Source organism: Campylobacter concisus (genome assembly GCF_902460665.1).
GTDB lineage: Bacteria > Campylobacterota > Campylobacteria > Campylobacterales > Campylobacteraceae > Campylobacter_A > Campylobacter_A concisus_AL.
In genome coordinates this window covers 591612-606604 of the sequence record NZ_CABPUR010000002.1, presented here as the reverse complement: position 1 = coordinate 606604, position 14993 = coordinate 591612, and the positions used below count along the sequence as shown (strand labels likewise).

Annotated in this window: 15 protein-coding genes; 2 read left to right on the top strand and 13 right to left on the bottom strand. The window is 38.5% G+C overall.

The window, feature by feature from the left end:
* Window positions 1-7: 7 nt before the first annotated feature.
* Together surE and F3G66_RS06335 are read left to right on the top strand one after the other, a co-directional pair.
* Window positions 8-784 (top strand): 5'/3'-nucleotidase SurE, encoded by a 777-nt coding sequence (surE, locus tag F3G66_RS06340; RefSeq protein WP_149707510.1) that lies wholly within the window; start codon window positions 8-10, stop codon window positions 782-784.
* Window positions 774-1421: a tRNA threonylcarbamoyladenosine dehydratase gene (locus tag F3G66_RS06335; protein ID WP_149707509.1), complete on the top strand. Its 648-nt coding sequence runs from the start codon at window positions 774-776 to the stop codon at window positions 1419-1421. The genes surE and F3G66_RS06335 overlap by 11 nt, the downstream gene beginning before the upstream one ends.
* 824 nt (window positions 1422-2245) lie before the next feature.
* On the opposite strand, the gene F3G66_RS06330 is transcribed toward F3G66_RS06335, so the two are convergent.
* The 13 genes from F3G66_RS06330 to pglA form a co-directional block, all read right to left on the bottom strand.
* Window positions 2246-3760, bottom strand: a complete 1515-nt coding sequence (locus tag F3G66_RS06330) for a 2-isopropylmalate synthase (protein ID WP_149707508.1) — start codon at window positions 3758-3760, stop codon at window positions 2246-2248.
* 146 nt (window positions 3761-3906) lie between these two features.
* A complete protein-coding gene (gene pssA / locus F3G66_RS06325) occupies window positions 3907-4638 on the bottom strand; it encodes a CDP-diacylglycerol--serine O-phosphatidyltransferase (protein WP_072594435.1) in 732 nt (243 codons plus the stop codon).
* Window positions 4631-5257 (bottom strand): phosphatidylserine decarboxylase, encoded by a 627-nt coding sequence (locus tag F3G66_RS06320; RefSeq protein ID WP_103624653.1) that lies wholly within the window; start codon window positions 5255-5257, stop codon window positions 4631-4633. Before F3G66_RS06320 ends, pssA begins: the two co-directional genes overlap by 8 nt.
* Window positions 5258-5259: 2 nt before the next feature.
* Window positions 5260-7185, bottom strand: coding sequence for an ATP-dependent zinc metalloprotease FtsH (gene ftsH, locus F3G66_RS06315; protein WP_103618801.1), 1926 nt, complete (start codon window positions 7183-7185; stop codon window positions 5260-5262).
* On the bottom strand, window positions 7178-8011 hold the full coding sequence (locus tag F3G66_RS06310) for a 50S ribosomal protein L11 methyltransferase (protein WP_149707507.1): 834 nt from the start codon (window positions 8009-8011) through the stop codon (window positions 7178-7180). The genes ftsH and F3G66_RS06310 overlap by 8 nt, the downstream gene beginning before the upstream one ends.
* On the bottom strand, window positions 8011-8376 hold the full coding sequence (locus F3G66_RS06305) for a chemotaxis response regulator CheY (protein WP_002939933.1): 366 nt from the start codon (window positions 8374-8376) through the stop codon (window positions 8011-8013). Before F3G66_RS06305 ends, F3G66_RS06310 begins: the two co-directional genes overlap by 1 nt.
* A 63-nt stretch (window positions 8377-8439) precedes the next feature.
* The gene (gene hisA / locus F3G66_RS06300; protein WP_149707592.1) at window positions 8440-9150 is read right to left on the bottom strand and encodes a 1-(5-phosphoribosyl)-5-[(5-phosphoribosylamino)methylideneamino]imidazole-4-carboxamide isomerase; all 711 of its coding nucleotides are present in this window, start codon (window positions 9148-9150) and stop codon (window positions 8440-8442) included.
* On the bottom strand, window positions 9150-9761 hold the full coding sequence (gene hisH, locus F3G66_RS06295) for an imidazole glycerol phosphate synthase subunit HisH (protein ID WP_149707506.1): 612 nt from the start codon (window positions 9759-9761) through the stop codon (window positions 9150-9152). The genes hisA and hisH overlap by 1 nt, the downstream gene beginning before the upstream one ends.
* A gap of 18 nt (window positions 9762-9779) precedes the next feature.
* A complete protein-coding gene (pglF, locus tag F3G66_RS06290; RefSeq protein ID WP_149707505.1) occupies window positions 9780-11561 on the bottom strand; it encodes a UDP-N-acetylglucosamine 4,6-dehydratase (configuration-retaining) in 1782 nt (593 codons plus the stop codon).
* Window positions 11562-12653 carry a UDP-N-acetylbacillosamine transaminase gene (gene pglE, locus F3G66_RS06285; protein WP_149707504.1) on the bottom strand — a complete coding sequence of 364 codons (1092 nt, stop codon included), beginning with the start codon at window positions 12651-12653 and terminating at the stop codon, window positions 11562-11564.
* Between the two features lie 48 nt (window positions 12654-12701).
* Window positions 12702-13292: a UDP-N-acetylbacillosamine N-acetyltransferase gene (gene pglD, locus F3G66_RS06280; RefSeq protein ID WP_149707503.1), complete on the bottom strand. Its 591-nt coding sequence runs from the start codon at window positions 13290-13292 to the stop codon at window positions 12702-12704.
* Window positions 13279-13884: an undecaprenyl phosphate N,N'-diacetylbacillosamine 1-phosphate transferase gene (pglC, locus tag F3G66_RS06275; RefSeq protein WP_149707502.1), complete on the bottom strand. Its 606-nt coding sequence runs from the start codon at window positions 13882-13884 to the stop codon at window positions 13279-13281. The genes pglD and pglC overlap by 14 nt, the downstream gene beginning before the upstream one ends.
* On the bottom strand, window positions 13877-14992 hold the full coding sequence (gene pglA / locus F3G66_RS06270) for a N,N'-diacetylbacillosaminyl-diphospho-undecaprenol alpha-1,3-N-acetylgalactosaminyltransferase (RefSeq protein ID WP_149707501.1): 1116 nt from the start codon (window positions 14990-14992) through the stop codon (window positions 13877-13879). Before pglA ends, pglC begins: the two co-directional genes overlap by 8 nt.
* Between the last annotated feature and the right edge of the window lies 1 nt (window position 14993).

Below are 14993 nucleotides of genomic sequence, written 5' to 3'. Positions count from 1 at the left end.
ATAAAATTTGAAAGAAATTTTGATAACAAATGACGATGGATTTGAGGCGACTGGTTTGCTCGCCTTAAAAGAAGCTTTAAGTGAGCTAGATGGCGTGAATGTCACGATCGTAGCTCCAAGCTCAGAAAAATCAGCCTGCGCTCACTCTTTGACGCTCACAAGGCCACTTAGATTTATAAAACTTGATGATAACTTTTTTAAACTCGATGACGCCACACCTAGTGACTGCGTCTATCTCGCACTTCACGCACTTTATAACAAAAAACCAGATCTAGTGATAAGCGGCATAAATCACGGAGCAAATTTGGGCGAAGATATAACCTATTCTGGTACGTGTGGAGCGGCGATGGAGGGCGTTTTGCAAGGCATTAGAAGTATCGCTTTTTCGCAGTTTTATGCAAATAACTCATTAAATGAACTTGGCTTTGAGCTAGCAAAAGAGGTGGTAAAATTTATCGTGCCAAAGGTGTTAGATGGTGAAATTTCGCTAAATCAAAGAGAATTTCTAAATATAAATATCCCAGCCGTAACAAGCAAAAATTTCAAAGGCTACTCCGTCGTGCCAGCTGGCAGACGCACCTACGCCACGCATGCCACGCTTAATCGCAACCCAAGAGGCATCGAGTACTACTGGCTTGGAAACGCTGCGCTTGAATACGAAAAAGGCGAGCCAAGCGACATCAGCAAGGTAAATGAGGGCTTTGCCACGATAACGCCCATAAAACTAAACATGACTTCATACGAGAGTTTGGAGAGCTTAAAAGGGAAATTTGATGCAAAATGATAGATTTACAAGGATAAGATGGCTCTTTGGCGAGGATGGTTTTAGCAGGCTTCAAAACGCAAAAGTGCTAGTTTGTGGAGCTGGTGGTGTGGGTGGAATGTGTGTGGATGCGCTTGCTAGAAGCGGGGTTGGACACATCACTTTAATCGATAAAGACATCTTTGACGTGACAAATCAAAACCGCCAAATTTACAGCGAAAACGTGGGTGGCGTAAAGGTGGAGGAATTTGCTAAAATTTATCCTTGTATCACGCCTATTCAGACGCTGATCACGCCAGAATTTATTGCTGGATTTGACTTTAGTAAATTTGACGTGGTGATCGATGCGATCGATGATATCACTGCTAAGATCGCCCTTGCAAATGCGGTAGATCCTAGCAAATTTATAGCCTCGATGGGTGGGGCAAAAAGGGTTGATCCAACTAAGATAAAGGTGGCCAGCGTGTGGAAAACCTCGGTCGATCCGCTAGCTAGAAAATATAGATATGAGCTCAAAAAATCAGGCTTTAGCGGTAAATTTGATGTGGTTTTTTCAACAGAAGAGCCACGTTGCAAGCCGCTTGGAAGCTTCATGGGCGTGACTGCTTGCTTTGGGCTAAATTTAGCCTCGTTAGCTGTTAAAAAGATAGTTGGGTAGTAAGTCAAAAATTTACTCTCCAAGCAAAATTTCAAATTAGAGCTGGTATTTTTTGGATATAAATTTAGTAGCCAGCTCTACAAAACACGAATTTAACAATCCAAGATGAGAATCTAGCAAATTTTAAAATTTATGAGCGAGTAATTTCAGCTCTAAAATTTGAGATAAGCGGTAAGCGAAGCCAAGACTTTTAATCAAAACATTAACCCATAAGCCCTAAATCTTGGCTACAGCGTGGAAATCGCTTATTTTAGTAACAGGGGCTTATGGAAATTTTATAAAATCAAAAGAGAAAAACGAAACAAGATAAGGTAAATTCTCTTTGATTTTATGGAAGTATCATACAAATTTTAGTAGTCAATTCTTGCGAGTGAATGAAAGTTTAAAATTTGCAAAGATGGCTTGATTAATTTTTCATTTTTTTTATTCGAAATGGAGGCAAGTGGACTTAAATTTTACTTCTCAGGCTCGCAACTGTGTGGCAGACACGAAGTCCATCCTCTTATCCCTCTCCTTTTTTTAAAAAATCCCCCAAACCCTTCGCACATTCAAAGGGCATACACTCATACTTCGTACTACATGTGGTCTAAACTCTATAAAATTTTAAAAATTTACGAGCGAGTATATCACGCTTCTAAATTTAGTGGCGAATGTTTATGAGCCCTAAAATTAGTAAGTTGCTAAGGTGAGTGAGTAAGATTTTAAAATTTGCAAAGATAGTAAAATCTATTTTTTTAAATAAAGACTTTGAATTTTAAAAATTTATATATTTTTTGGATTAAATTTAAAGTAGCCAGCTGTAAATTTAACAGCCAGCTAAAATTTTAGTTTTTATGTATGCGAAGGTAGCTATTTAGTGCGCCAACATAGGCTTTTGCACTTGCCATCATAGTATCTATGTCAAGTCCATGGCCTATTACAGCCGTTTTGCCCTCAAACTCGACCTTTACATCAACCTTTGCAAGTGCGTCTTTACCTTGAGAAACAGACGCCACTTTATAGTCTTTGAGCGTGCCACTAATGCCACTAATGCGATCAACTACCTTAAATATCGCATCAGCAGTACCATTTCCTAGGGCTGAGTCGCTGATAATCTCATCATTGTGTTTTATGCTAATTGAAGCACTTGCAAGGCTTCCACCGCTACTTTGAAGAAGAGCCGTGATCTCATAAGCTTGTGGAATTTTTGTAATCTCTTCAGCCACAAGAACCCTAATATCGTCATCAAATATCTCTTTTTTCTTATCAGCTAGCTCTTTAAATTTTTCAAATGCCTTATTAAGAGCATCGCTATCAAGGTCAAATCCAAGGCTAGCAAGCTTATCTTTAAACGCGTGGCGACCACTATGCTTACCTAAAACAAGAGAATTTTTCTCAAGGCCTATGCTCTCGGCGCTAATTATCTCATAGGTCTCTTTATGTTTTAACACGCCGTCTTGATGTATGCCACTCTCATGAGCAAATGCGTTTTTACCAACGATAGCTTTGTTTGGTTGAGGCTCAATGCCTATAATACTAGCAATCAGTCTTGAAGTTGGATAAATTTCTTTTGAGATAATGTCTGTATAAAGTGGAGCAAAGACGTCTTGGCGAGTTTTAATAGCCATCACGATCTCTTCAAGCGCAGCATTTCCGGCGCGCTCACCTATGCCATTTATCGTGCCTTCAACCTGCCTTGCGCCAGCTTTTATAGCCGCTAACGAGTTTGCTGTAGCCATACCTAAGTCATTGTGATTATGCACAGAGATTATCGCTCTATCGCCTACAAATTTTACTATTTCACTAATGCGAGCAGTTATCTCTTCAGGATATAAATAACCAACTGTATCAGGGATATTTAAAGTTTTTGCACCAGCATTTATGGCAGCATCACAAATTTCTTTTAAAAAGCTCATTTCACTTCTACAAGCGTCCTCGCAGCTAAACTCCACATCATCGCAAAAGGTTTTTGCGTATTTTATAGACTCGACTGCACGTTTTATTACTTCATCTGGGCTCATTTTTAGCTTGTACTCCATATGAATTGGGCTTGTCGCTATAAATGTATGAATTCTCTTATTTTTAGCTGGAGCTAGTGCCTCGCCAGCTGCCTTGATATCACGCTCAACTGCGCGTGCAAGAGAGCAAACCGTGATATTTGAGGCTTGCTTTGCTATTTGATTTACCGCATCAAAGTCCCCTGGGCTTGCTGCTGCAAATCCAGCCTCCATAACATCCACGCCAAGCCTTTCAAGCTGAAGTGCGATCTGTAGTTTTTCAGCTGTATTCATCGATGCACCAGGGCTTTGCTCACCATCTCTTAAAGTTGTATCAAAGATTATAATTTTATTCTTATCCATTTTTGTCCTTTTTTTATTTTTTATATTTAAATTTTAAATTTAATGAGTTAAGTAAAGAGAAATTTGCTACCTAAGTAGCAGCAGTAGAGAGTTTTTGATTTCGATTTTTGGTAAAAATTTACGTGATTTTATGACGCCATTTTCGCTCATTCGCTCTCCTTTTTTTTGGAATTTTTACTAAACATTATAGTGGCTCTTACTATGCCATAAAGCATATAGACGCTCATAACCAAAGTCGCACTTTCAAATGGATATAGATAAAGCATCGAAAACGCAACCACAAGAGCTACTAAAATTCTTATCACATGGGTTTGTTTTAAATTTATTTTTTTAAAGCTTGGATAGCGAATGTTACTAACCATTAAAGCTGCCAAAGTAGCTTCAAGTAGCATCAAGCACCACTCAAATCCTTCCAAAAAAGTATAGTCAATATAAATACCAACCCAAAGTACGCTCACAATAGCTGCTGATGGAATAGGAAGTCCGATAAAAACATTTGGCTCATATGTGCCAGTAGTGACATTGAAGCGAGCAAGCCTGATAGCTCCAAAAACCACAAACATAGCAGCTATAAGTGCCCCAAATCTGCCAAAATTTTTACCAATAGTCAAATAAAATAAAATCGCTGGCGCTACACCAAAAGCAACAAGATCTGCAAGACTATCAAACTCTACCCCAAATTTACTAGTTGTCTTTGTAAGTCTAGCCACACGTCCATCAAGTCCATCTAAAATAAGCGATAAGATTATATAAATAATGGCTTTAAAATAGTTGCCTTGAATAGATGAAATAATGCTAATAACACCCAAAAAAGCACTAGCTGCTGTAAATAAATTTGGCAAGATATACATTAGTTGCATCTTTTGTATGTTATTCATCTCTTTTTCCCTCTTCAAAATATCCCAAAAGTGAAGCAGCCTTTACGCTTTCTCCGACGCTTACACATATTTTAGTATCTCTTGGTAGGTATAAAATCACCTCACCACTTCCTAAAAAACCAAATTTTCTAGATGCTTTCAGGCTAGTAACATTTGAAATTTCTAAACTTCGGCTTAAAGCTCCAGCTATAATTTTCATAACAAATTTTATATTTTCTTTTTCAAAGCGAATAATCGCTCTTTCATTTAAAAATTCTGAAATTTTCATAGCCTGGCATAAGAATAAGCCATGCCTTTTGCGTATTTCAGCTACTTTCACATCACTTACAGCCCTTAATGTGCCAACATCAAAAAAAGATTTTTTTATGACGATCTTAGCTACTTCATTATTGTCAAAATTTGAAGCACTGATCTCTTTTATCTTGCCATCAATTGGCGATAGTAAGGCTAGTTTATCATCAGAAAATGGCTCTCTCTCAGGGTCTCTAAAAAAATAAAGCCCCAAAAAAAGTAAAATAGCAAAAAGTAGTGGCAAGATCCCAAACAGCAAAGATAAAACAAATAAAATTAGAAAAAATAATATAAATTTATATCCTGCTTTCGCGATATAGCCACTCATTTTTATTCCTCTTTTTTACTCTTTTCGTCTTCTTCTATCTCTACGAGTCTGCTCTCTAGATCATTTTCGATCTCATAGTTTTTAATGATCTCTCTAACTCTTTTTCCTTCGATTGTTTCTTCTTCATAAAGTGCTGATACCATATTTTCAATAGCACCTTTATAAATTTCAAGCAAACCAAGCACAGCAGTGTATCTTTCATGAAGAAGCGTTTTTACAAACTCATCAACCTTTTCAGCCATCTTATCACTATAGTCTTTGATACTTTGACCGCCATTTAAAAACGTAGCACGTTGTTTTTCAAGCACCATAAGACCAGCAACATCACTCATACCATACATACTAACCATAGCTTTTATGATATCAGTCGCACGCTCTAGGTCGTTGCTAGCTCCGGTTGAAATTTCTTTAATAAATACCTCTTCAGCAGCTCTACCAGCCAAAAGCACATCTACTTCTGCTATCAGTTCATGCTTTTGCATCATAAATTTATTCTCTTCAGGTGTGTTTAGAGTATAGCCAAGTGCCGCAAGACCACGTGGTACGACTGAGACTTTTGTTACCCTTTTTGCACCTTTTGTTAGCTCAGCTATCAAGGCATGACCACACTCATGATAAGTGACGATCCTTTTTTCTTTTGGATTTACGCGGCGAGACTTTTTCTCAAGACCAGCAATCGATCTCTCAACGGCCTCCACAAGATCGGCCTGCTCGACAAAAGTCTTTGACTTACGTCCTGCAAGAAGTGCTGCCTCATTTATGATATTTTCAAGATCAGCACCAGCTAAACCAGTCGTAAGCCTTGCAATATCTTCGATATTTACATCCTTACCGATCTTTACATCTTTCATGTGAACTTTTAAAATGTCGCAGCGTCCTTTAAAATCAGGCTTATCAACAAGTACTTGCCTATCAAATCTACCTGGCCTTAAAAGCGCAGCATCCAAAACTTCAGGTCTATTTGTAGCAGCTATAACAATGACTGGCGACTTGTCCGCATCAAAGCCGTCCATCTCAGAAAGAAGCTGATTTAGCGTCTGCTCTCTCTCGTCATTGCCGCCCATCGGACCAGAATTTCTACTTTTACCGATCGCATCGATCTCATCTATAAAAACGATCGCTGGAGCCTCTTTTTTAGCATTTTCAAAAAGATCTCTAACCCTACTTGCGCCAACACCGACAAACATCTCTATAAAGCTTGATGCTGACATAGAGAAAAATGGAACACTAGCCTCGCCTGCAACTGCTCTTGCAAGAAGCGTTTTACCAGTACCTGGAGGGCCAACTAGTAAAATACCTTTTGGAATTTTTGCCCCAAGTCTTAGATATTTATCAGGACTTTTTAGATAATCAACTATCTCTTGAACCTCTTCTTTTGCCTCTTCAACGCCTGCGACATCATCAAACTTAACTTTTGGTTTTTCAGAATTTATAAGTTTTTTTGCACTTCCTATGCCAAGTATGCCACCGCCAATATTCTTTTGCATACGACTAGCAATAAACATCCAAATAGCAAAAAATATAAATACCGGGATGATCCATGAAAATATAAGATCACCAAACCAGTTATTTTCGCTATAAACGCTATAAGTTATGCCATTTTGCTCAAGTATACCAATGAGCGTTGGATCATTTATACGTTTTGCAAGATAGATAGTTTTGTCACTACCTATGCCTTTTATGGTAGTTTCTGAGATAGCAACCTCATTTAGCTGCTTATTTTTTAACATATCTTTAAACTCAGAATAAGCTACCATTTTACTCTGAGCATTACTATTTAGCCCAAAAGAGCCACCAAGTCCGTCTCCACTAAAGCTTCTAAAAGCTAAAACTATAACTATTGCAAAAATGGCAAAAATGAAAATAGGATTTTTATTAAAAAAACCGTTATTGTTGCCATTGTTTTGGTTATTATTTTGGTTATTCATCTATTTCCTTATAAACAAAGCTACTCCAATCGTTACTTTGTTTTATCTCAATTAGCTCCAAGTCCTTAAACGTATCTTTAATCCTATCTTCGTATTTGTTTAAAATTCCTGACAATACCAAGTAGCCGCCTTTTTTAAGCGATTTTTTTAAGTCATTTGAGAGCATAAAAATGACATCAGCGATGATATTTGCTACAACAATGTCATATTTTTGCTCTAAATTTGCGATAGAGCCTGTCCAAATTTTATTAAATTTAACCTCATTCAATTCGGCGTTGCTAAGTGAGCTTTGTGTGGCTTGCTCGTCTGTATCGCAAGCATCGACCCTGCAGCCAAGTTTTGCTAAGGCAATACTTAAAATTCCGCTTCCACAACCTACATCTAAAGCAGTATTGCCACTTTTTGCATATTTTTGTAAAAGTTGTAAGCAAGAATTAGTACTTTCATGGTGCCCTGAGCCAAAGGCTAGAGCTGGGTCGATTATGATATTTGTTACGCCATTAAGTGGCTCTTCCCAGCTAGGTCTAACATAAATTTTATCAACCAAAATAGGCTTAACTGCCTTTTTATATTCACCTAGCCAGTCTTTATTTTCTTTTAAATTAAGAGAAATTTTTAAATCATTTGAAATTTTACGAACACTAGAGAGCCCTTTTGCATACTCTTCAATACCCCAAGCTATATCTTTTAGATCATACTCTTCCCTGATGATGATCTCGTGATCTAGCTCTTCAACACAGGTAACTCCAAAAGAGAAAACTAGCTCTAAAATTTCATCATAAAAATTTGATGTTTTTATGCTTAATTCGTAGAATTTATCTTTCATTAACCAAGAACGTCTTCAAGCTTCTCTTTTAAGACTTGTGGCGTAAAAGGTTTAACGATGTAGTTATTAACACCTGCTTTTAAAGCTGTTATAACTTCAGCTTTTCCGCCCTCTGTTGTTACCATTATGATAGGCATATCAACATACTTTTGCTCTGCTCTTACCTTTTTAACAAGTTCAAGACCATTCATCTCAGGCATATTCCAGTCAGTGATAAGAACTTCGATACCTTCGTTTTGAGTTAAGATATTCCAGGCCTCAAGACCGTGCTCAGCCTCAAGAATTTCTTGATGTCCTAACCTTTGTAAAGTATTTTTTATGATTCTTCTCATTGTTGAACTGTCATCTACAACCAAAATCTTCACATAATATCCTTTTAGTAAAAATTGCCCTATTCTAGCTAATTTAAATTTATAAAAGCTTTAACGCTATCTAAGTAGTTTAAAGGCCTCTTTTAGGTCAAGCAACCCCTCATAGTAGGCTTTCCCAACTATTACGCCACTAATCTCATTTGTGGCTTTTAGCATCAAAATATCATTTATATCACTCACGCCACCACTTGCTATCGTCTCAAGCTTGCTATTTCTAGCTATTTGCAAGCTAAACTCAACATTGACTCCGCCAAGCATTCCATCCTTATTAATATCGGTGCAAATCACAGCTTCCACGCCAACATCTGCAAATTTTCTTGCAAGATCAACTGCTTTTATATTTGAGATCTCACCCCAACCTTGCACGGCCACATAGCCATCTTTTGCGTCAATGCCAACTACAACTCTATAAATTTCAGCCATTTTTGCTGTAAATTCTGGATCTCTAAGAGCTACTGAGCCAAGGATCACTCTGCTAACTCCAAGGTCCAAATAGCGCTTTATACGATCTTCATCTCTTATGCCGCCACCCACTTGGACGCTTAAATTTGTAGCCTTTATAATTTTTTCAATTGTTTTAAAATTTATCGTCTCTCCAGCAAATGCACCATCTAAATCAACCACATGAAGCCATTTTGCGCCATAATCTTCAAATTTTTTAGCAAGTTCACTTGGCTCGTTGCTATAAATTTTTGCACTTTGCATAAGACCTTTGCTAAGTCTAACTGCTTGTCCTTCTTTCAAATCAATCGCTGGAAAAATTTCCATCATAACCTCGCAAAATTCTCTAAAATTTTAAGTCCAGCTTCATGACTTTTTTCTGGATGAGGCTGAAAGCCAAAGATATTTTCATGCCAAACCGCACTTGTAAATTCATATCCATAAGTTGTCTTTGCAAGAGCAAATTTATCATCACAAACCACATGATAGCTATGTACAAAATATAAATACTCAAGCTTTTTTAGTCCTAAATTTAATGGGCTATTTTGCTTAAATTCCAAAGCATTCCAACCAATGTGGGGTATCTTTAATGGTTTATCGAAATTAGCTTCATTAAATTTTACGACCTCACCAGGCAAAAGAGAAAGTCCCTTATGCTCACCAAACTCGAAGCTTCGCTCAAATAAAAGCTGCATACCAAGACAAATACCAATAAAAGCTTTGCCGCTTTTTACGGCTTCTCTTACGGCTTCGTCCATGCCGTTATTTTTTAGCTTTGTCATCGCCTCGCCAAAAGCTCCAACGCCTGGCAAAACGATGTGCGAATACTCCTTTAAATTTTCAGGCTTACTCACTAAGGCACATTTTTTGTCAAGAAAATCAAAAGCATTTATCACACTTTTGATGTTTCCAGCCCCATAGTCAATTATCGCTATCATTGTTTCTTTTGCCTTTAATTAGCCTTTTAAATTTAGCGCATGATTAAACTCGGGCACGATCACCTTAAGTGCAGGTGCGATCTCATTATCCTCAAGCTGTAAAAGCTCACTTATCTGCGAGTTTAAAAGCGCCAAATCGTAAGGCTCTGAATGCGTTACAAAGATCGACTCATATTTTGTTTGCACATCATCTTTATTGATAAGTAGCTCTTCATAAAGCTTCTCGCCTGGTCTAAGACCCACAAATTCTATGCCCAAATGCTCTTTATTTGAAAGAAGAAGCATCTTTTTAGCAAGATCAACTATCTTAACAGGCTCGCCCATATCAAGCACGAAAAGCTCGCCACCTTTTGCGATAGAGGCCGCTTGAAGGACTAGCTGACAAGCTTCTGATGTAAGCATAAAATATCTTGTAATCTCTGGGTGCGTGACGCTTAGTGGCTTATTTGCAGCGATCTGCGCTTTAAATTTAGGTATGACAGAGCCGCTTGAGCCAAGGACGTTACCAAAGCGAACGCAAACTATCTCGCATACACCTGCTTCATTTGAATTTAGTGCGTAAAGCTCGCAAACACGCTTAGTTGTACCCATTATGTTTGTTGGGCGCACAGCCTTGTCTGATGAGATCATGACAAATTTCTTAACGCCATATTTTTTAGAAATATCGACTGCATTTTTTGTGCCAAGGATGTTGTTTTCAACTGCTGAGCGAGGATTTAGCTCGCAAAGTGGCACGTGCTTATATGCAGCCGCGTGGATAACGATCTCGGGTTTAAAGTCAGCAAAAACTTCTTCAAAATCCTTTAAATTTGTGATATTTACAAGCTTGCTAATAGTTCTTTTATCTTTTGTATCTTCGCCTATTTTATAAAGGTTAAACTCGCTGTGCTCGACCATTACAAGCTCACTTACACCAAATTTTAAGCATTGCTTACAAATTTCACTTCCTATGCTACCGCCAGCTCCAGTGACAAGCACTCTTTTATCTTTTAAGAAATTTGAAATAGCCTCTGGATTTAGGTCTTTTGGCTTTCTAGCAAGTAAGTCTTCGATTGAGATATCCTTGATCGGCTCATTTTCGATAAGAGAGAAGAGCTTCATATCTCTTATGCCATATCCGCTTAGCTCATCAACTAAGGCTTGAAGCTCATCTTGATCTAGCGCAAGCGCAATGATAGCGGTCTTTGCATCATAATCTTTTATAAGGCTTGGTATCTCTTTTTTATCTTGCACTAAAAAACCATCACAATAAGTACCAACAAGATCACTCCTGCCATCTACCACTCCAACCGCGTAGTAGTCAAGATACCCTTGTTTTAAGCCACGCAAGACGTGAAGCGCTTTTGACGTTGCGCCTATAACGATACAAGGCTCACCTTTGTGAGGTTTGTTTGAAAAGTCAAGCACCATGCGTTTTGAAATTCTTAAAAGCCCAACAAGCAAGCATGAAATAAGAAGATCAATGAAAATAACACTTCTTGGATATGGATTTAAAAAATCTTGAATGATAAAAAATATGATCGTAAATAAAACCGCTGAGCAAACATGAGCAAGAAAAATTTTTCTTGCTTCATTTAATCCAAAAAACCTCCACGGTACCTTGTAAATTTTAAACATCCACATAAAAAAGAGCTTAAATACGATCAAAAATCCAGCCGTTACAAAAAGCCCTTGCACGTAGATATCTGGGATGTCAGCGTTAAATCTTAAAAGATAAGCCGCATATATCGAAAAGATAAATATAAAAACATCGCCAAGAAGGAAAAATACGAGCCTTTTTAACTTCGTTGCATGAAACATTTACGCATTTTCCTTGACTATTTTTATCACTCTTTCTTGTGTCTGCTCGCTCATATCACTGCCACTTGGCAAGCAAATTCCTCTTGAAAATAGATCTTCGCTATATCCATCGATAAAGCTTAACGCACCTTTAAATACAGGCTGTAAATGCATAGGCTTCCAAAGTGGGCGACTCTCAATATTTTCATCAGCTAGTGCTTTTATAACTTTTAAATGTGCATCTTTTTTAGCAAAAACGCCAGTTGTGAGCCATCTGTTGCCACGAGAATTTGCTAGCTCTGGCATAAATTCTAAAACACTACCAAGCTCTTTTTCATAAATTTCAAATACTCTTCTCTTTTGCTCGACTCTTTTTTCCAAAACTTCCATCTGAGCCACGCCAATAGCGCCTAGAACGTTGCTTAAGCGATAGTTGTAGCCATAGTCTTTGTGCTCATAGTGAAGCAGCGGCTCTCTTGCTTGAGTGCTGTAAAACCTAGCTTTTTCTACAAATTCCTTGTCACCAACTAGCATACCGCCACCTGAAGTGGTGATTATTTTATTGCCATTAAAACTATATGCGCCCATCACGCCAAATGTGCCAAGTGCCTTACCGCCGTAAAATCCACCAAGCGCTTCAGCTGCATCTTCAACTAAAGCGATGCCCTCGTTTTGGCAAATTTCACAAATTTCTTTCATCTTTGAAGCTTGCCCGTAAAGATGAGTAACGACTAATGCCTTTGGCTTTTTAGGTAAATTTGAGATTGCTTTTTTAAGTAGTTCTGGGCTTAAATTCCAACTCTCATCGCAGTCTATGAATACTGGAGTTGCTTTTTCATAAAGTATAGGTGAGACTGAAGCCATGAAAGTAAAGCTAGAAGCTAGTACAAAATCACCCTCTTTTACGCCAAGGACGCGAAGTGCTAGGTGAAGCGCCGCAGTTCCAGCGCTTAGTGCAAGAGCATCTTTTGCTCCGGTGTAGCTTTTTATACTTTCTTCAAATTTATTAACATACTCGCCAAGTGGCGCTATATAGTTGCTTTCAAAAACTTTTTTTATATATTCTTGCTCTTTTCCGCTCATATTTGGTGGAGATAAAAAAACCCTATCCATTTCATCCCTTTCGTGATTTTTTGGCGATTTTAGCACTTATTTTTAAATTTATATCTTAGCGCGCTCGCATGCTGGCACGCCATAAGCCTTTGTGTCATCTTTTATATCTCTAATAACCACGCTTCCAGCGCCAATGATGCAGTTTTTGCCGATGCTTATACCTTGAATGACGCTTGAACCAATACCAACATGCGTAAATTCGCCCACGCTAACGTTTCCAGCAAGGGCTGCATTTGGGCTGATATGAGCAAATTTACCTATCACACACTCGTGCTCTATCACCGCGCCAGAATTTATGATAGCGCCCTCTTTTATACGAGCTTTTGCGTTTATAACGGCATTTGGCATGACAACTACGCCTTTTTCTATTACAGCACTTTCGCTCACAACCGCACTTTTATGGATTAAATTTACTATCTCAAAGCCAGCAGCCTCTACTTTTTGACTGATCTTTTGCCTAGTTTTGTTTTCGCCAATAGCTATTATGATGTCGGCTTTTTCAAGCTCTGGGCTAAATTTACGCTCACTAGCGTCATCTAAAAAAACTATCTCATCATAGCCGTTGCTTCTAGCAATATCAGCTACTACAAGGCCATGCCCGCTTGCTCCGTAGATATAAATTTTCTTAGTTTTTGCCATTAAATTTCTCCGTCGTCGCCTGTCCCTCTTTGCTGACACCACTTCGTTTTAGCACCTTTTCAATGGTCATTAAAGCGATCTTTACATCAAGCAGAAAGCTTAAATTTTTAGCGTAATAGACGTCGTACTCAAATTTTTTCTCCCAGCTTATGGCGTTTCTGCCATTGACTTGCGCTAGCCCTGTGATACCTGGACGTACGTCGTGGCGGTGCTTTTGCGTTTCGTTATAGATGGGTAGGTACTCAACCAAAAGCGGCCTTGGTCCGATGAAACTCATATCGCTTTTTAGCACATTAAAGAGCTGTGGCAGCTCATCAAGGCTAAGCGAGCGGATCAGTTTGCCAAATTTACCAAGACGCTGCTCATCTGGCAAGAGCTCGCCATTCGCGTCACGCTCGTCGCTCATCGTCTTAAATTTATAAATTTTAAAAATTTTCTCATTAAGACCTGGTCTTGCCTGCGTAAAAATGACATCACGACTTACCTTAAAATAGATAAAAATCGCCGTAGCTATGATGATAGGTGACGTTAAAATGAGCAAAAACAAAGCCCCCAAAATATCAATCACCCTCTTTAAAAAATTTCTATACATCTATAAATTTCCTATAAATTTCTATATATCTTTTTGCAATTTGCTTCTCGTCAAACTCGCTAACCGCCCAATTTCTGCCGTTTTGCCCAAGCTTTACGCAAAGCTCCTCGTCATCAAGCAAAACTCTTATCTTATCAGCAAGGTCATTTGCGTCTTTTACCTTACATAAAAGTCCGTTGTAGCCATCCTTTACTGCCTCATTGCAGCCTGTAACGTCGCTTGCAACGACTGCTTTTGCCATACTCATCGCCTCTAAAACCGTTCTTGGAAAGCCCTCTTTGTAGCTAGGAAGTGCCAGCAAGTAAGAAGCTTTTAAAAGCTGCGGTATATCGTTTCTAGCACCAAGATAACGTACTTTGCCGCCTTTTAAAAAGGCCTCGTCTGCGGTTGATTTATTACCAGCAAAGCCCTCACCCACAAATACAAATTCGCAGTTTTTATAGCCATTTAAAATTTCTGCTGCCTCGTAAAACTCACGCACGCCCTTGTGCCACATCGCCCTTGCGATCATCAAAATGACCTTTTTTTCACCAAGGTCAGCCGCCTGCGTGATAGCTGGGTCAAATTTAGCAGTATCCACGCCGACACTTTTTATGCGGCAAACTTTGTTTTTATCTATCAAATTTCGCGAGATCATATAATCAGCGTCCGAGTCGTTTACAAATACGCAAGCATCGGCCTTTGCAAAGGAAAATTTATAAAGGCTCTCCATGATAAAACGCACGGCCTTTGTCTTAATGTCATCGTCTATATAAAAGCTGCCAAGGCCTTCAACCAAATTTATCACGTGCTTTATGCCAGCGTTTTTAGCGGCAAATGTGCCAAATACATTTGACTTGTGAGCGCCAGTTTGCAGCAAGTCTAAATTTAGCTCACGTAAAATTTGAGATAGTTTTTTTGAGTTATTTATGACGGTTAGTGGATTTAGGCTAGCCTTATTAAGCTCGTAAGTGACAGAGTGAAAGCTTTTAGCAAGCTCGTCAGTAAAGTCACCTTTTGGAGCGATAGCAAAAACCTCATGCCCCATATCTTTTAAAGCCTGCATAATAGGCCGTCTAAAAAAGTGTATACTCATGTCAGCGTGGCTTAAAAACCCTATCCTTGCCATT

Coding starts and splice junctions, on each gene's coding strand:
- F3G66_RS06335 (WP_149707509.1), top strand. CDS start 774: ATGCAAAATGATAGATTTACAAGGATAAGATGGCTCTTTGGCGAGGAT.
- F3G66_RS06330 (WP_149707508.1), bottom strand. CDS start 3,760: ATGGATAAGAATAAAATTATAATCTTTGATACAACTTTAAGAGATGGT.
- pssA (WP_072594435.1), bottom strand. CDS start 4,638: ATGAATAACATACAAAAGATGCAACTAATGTATATCTTGCCAAATTTA.
- F3G66_RS06320 (WP_103624653.1), bottom strand. CDS start 5,257: ATGAGTGGCTATATCGCGAAAGCAGGATATAAATTTATATTATTTTTT.
- ftsH (WP_103618801.1), bottom strand. CDS start 7,185: ATGAATAACCAAAATAATAACCAAAACAATGGCAACAATAACGGTTTT.
- F3G66_RS06310 (WP_149707507.1), bottom strand. CDS start 8,011: ATGAAAGATAAATTCTACGAATTAAGCATAAAAACATCAAATTTTTAT.
- hisA (WP_149707592.1), bottom strand. CDS start 9,150: ATGGAAATTTTTCCAGCGATTGATTTGAAAGAAGGACAAGCAGTTAGA.
- hisH (WP_149707506.1), bottom strand. CDS start 9,761: ATGATAGCGATAATTGACTATGGGGCTGGAAACATCAAAAGTGTGATA.
- pglF (WP_149707505.1), bottom strand. CDS start 11,561: ATGTTTCATGCAACGAAGTTAAAAAGGCTCGTATTTTTCCTTCTTGGC.
- pglE (WP_149707504.1), bottom strand. CDS start 12,653: ATGGATAGGGTTTTTTTATCTCCACCAAATATGAGCGGAAAAGAGCAA.
- pglD (WP_149707503.1), bottom strand. CDS start 13,292: ATGGCAAAAACTAAGAAAATTTATATCTACGGAGCAAGCGGGCATGGC.
- pglC (WP_149707502.1), bottom strand. CDS start 13,884: ATGTATAGAAATTTTTTAAAGAGGGTGATTGATATTTTGGGGGCTTTG.
- pglA (WP_149707501.1), bottom strand. CDS start 14,992: ATGGCAAGGATAGGGTTTTTAAGCCACGCTGACATGAGTATACACTTT.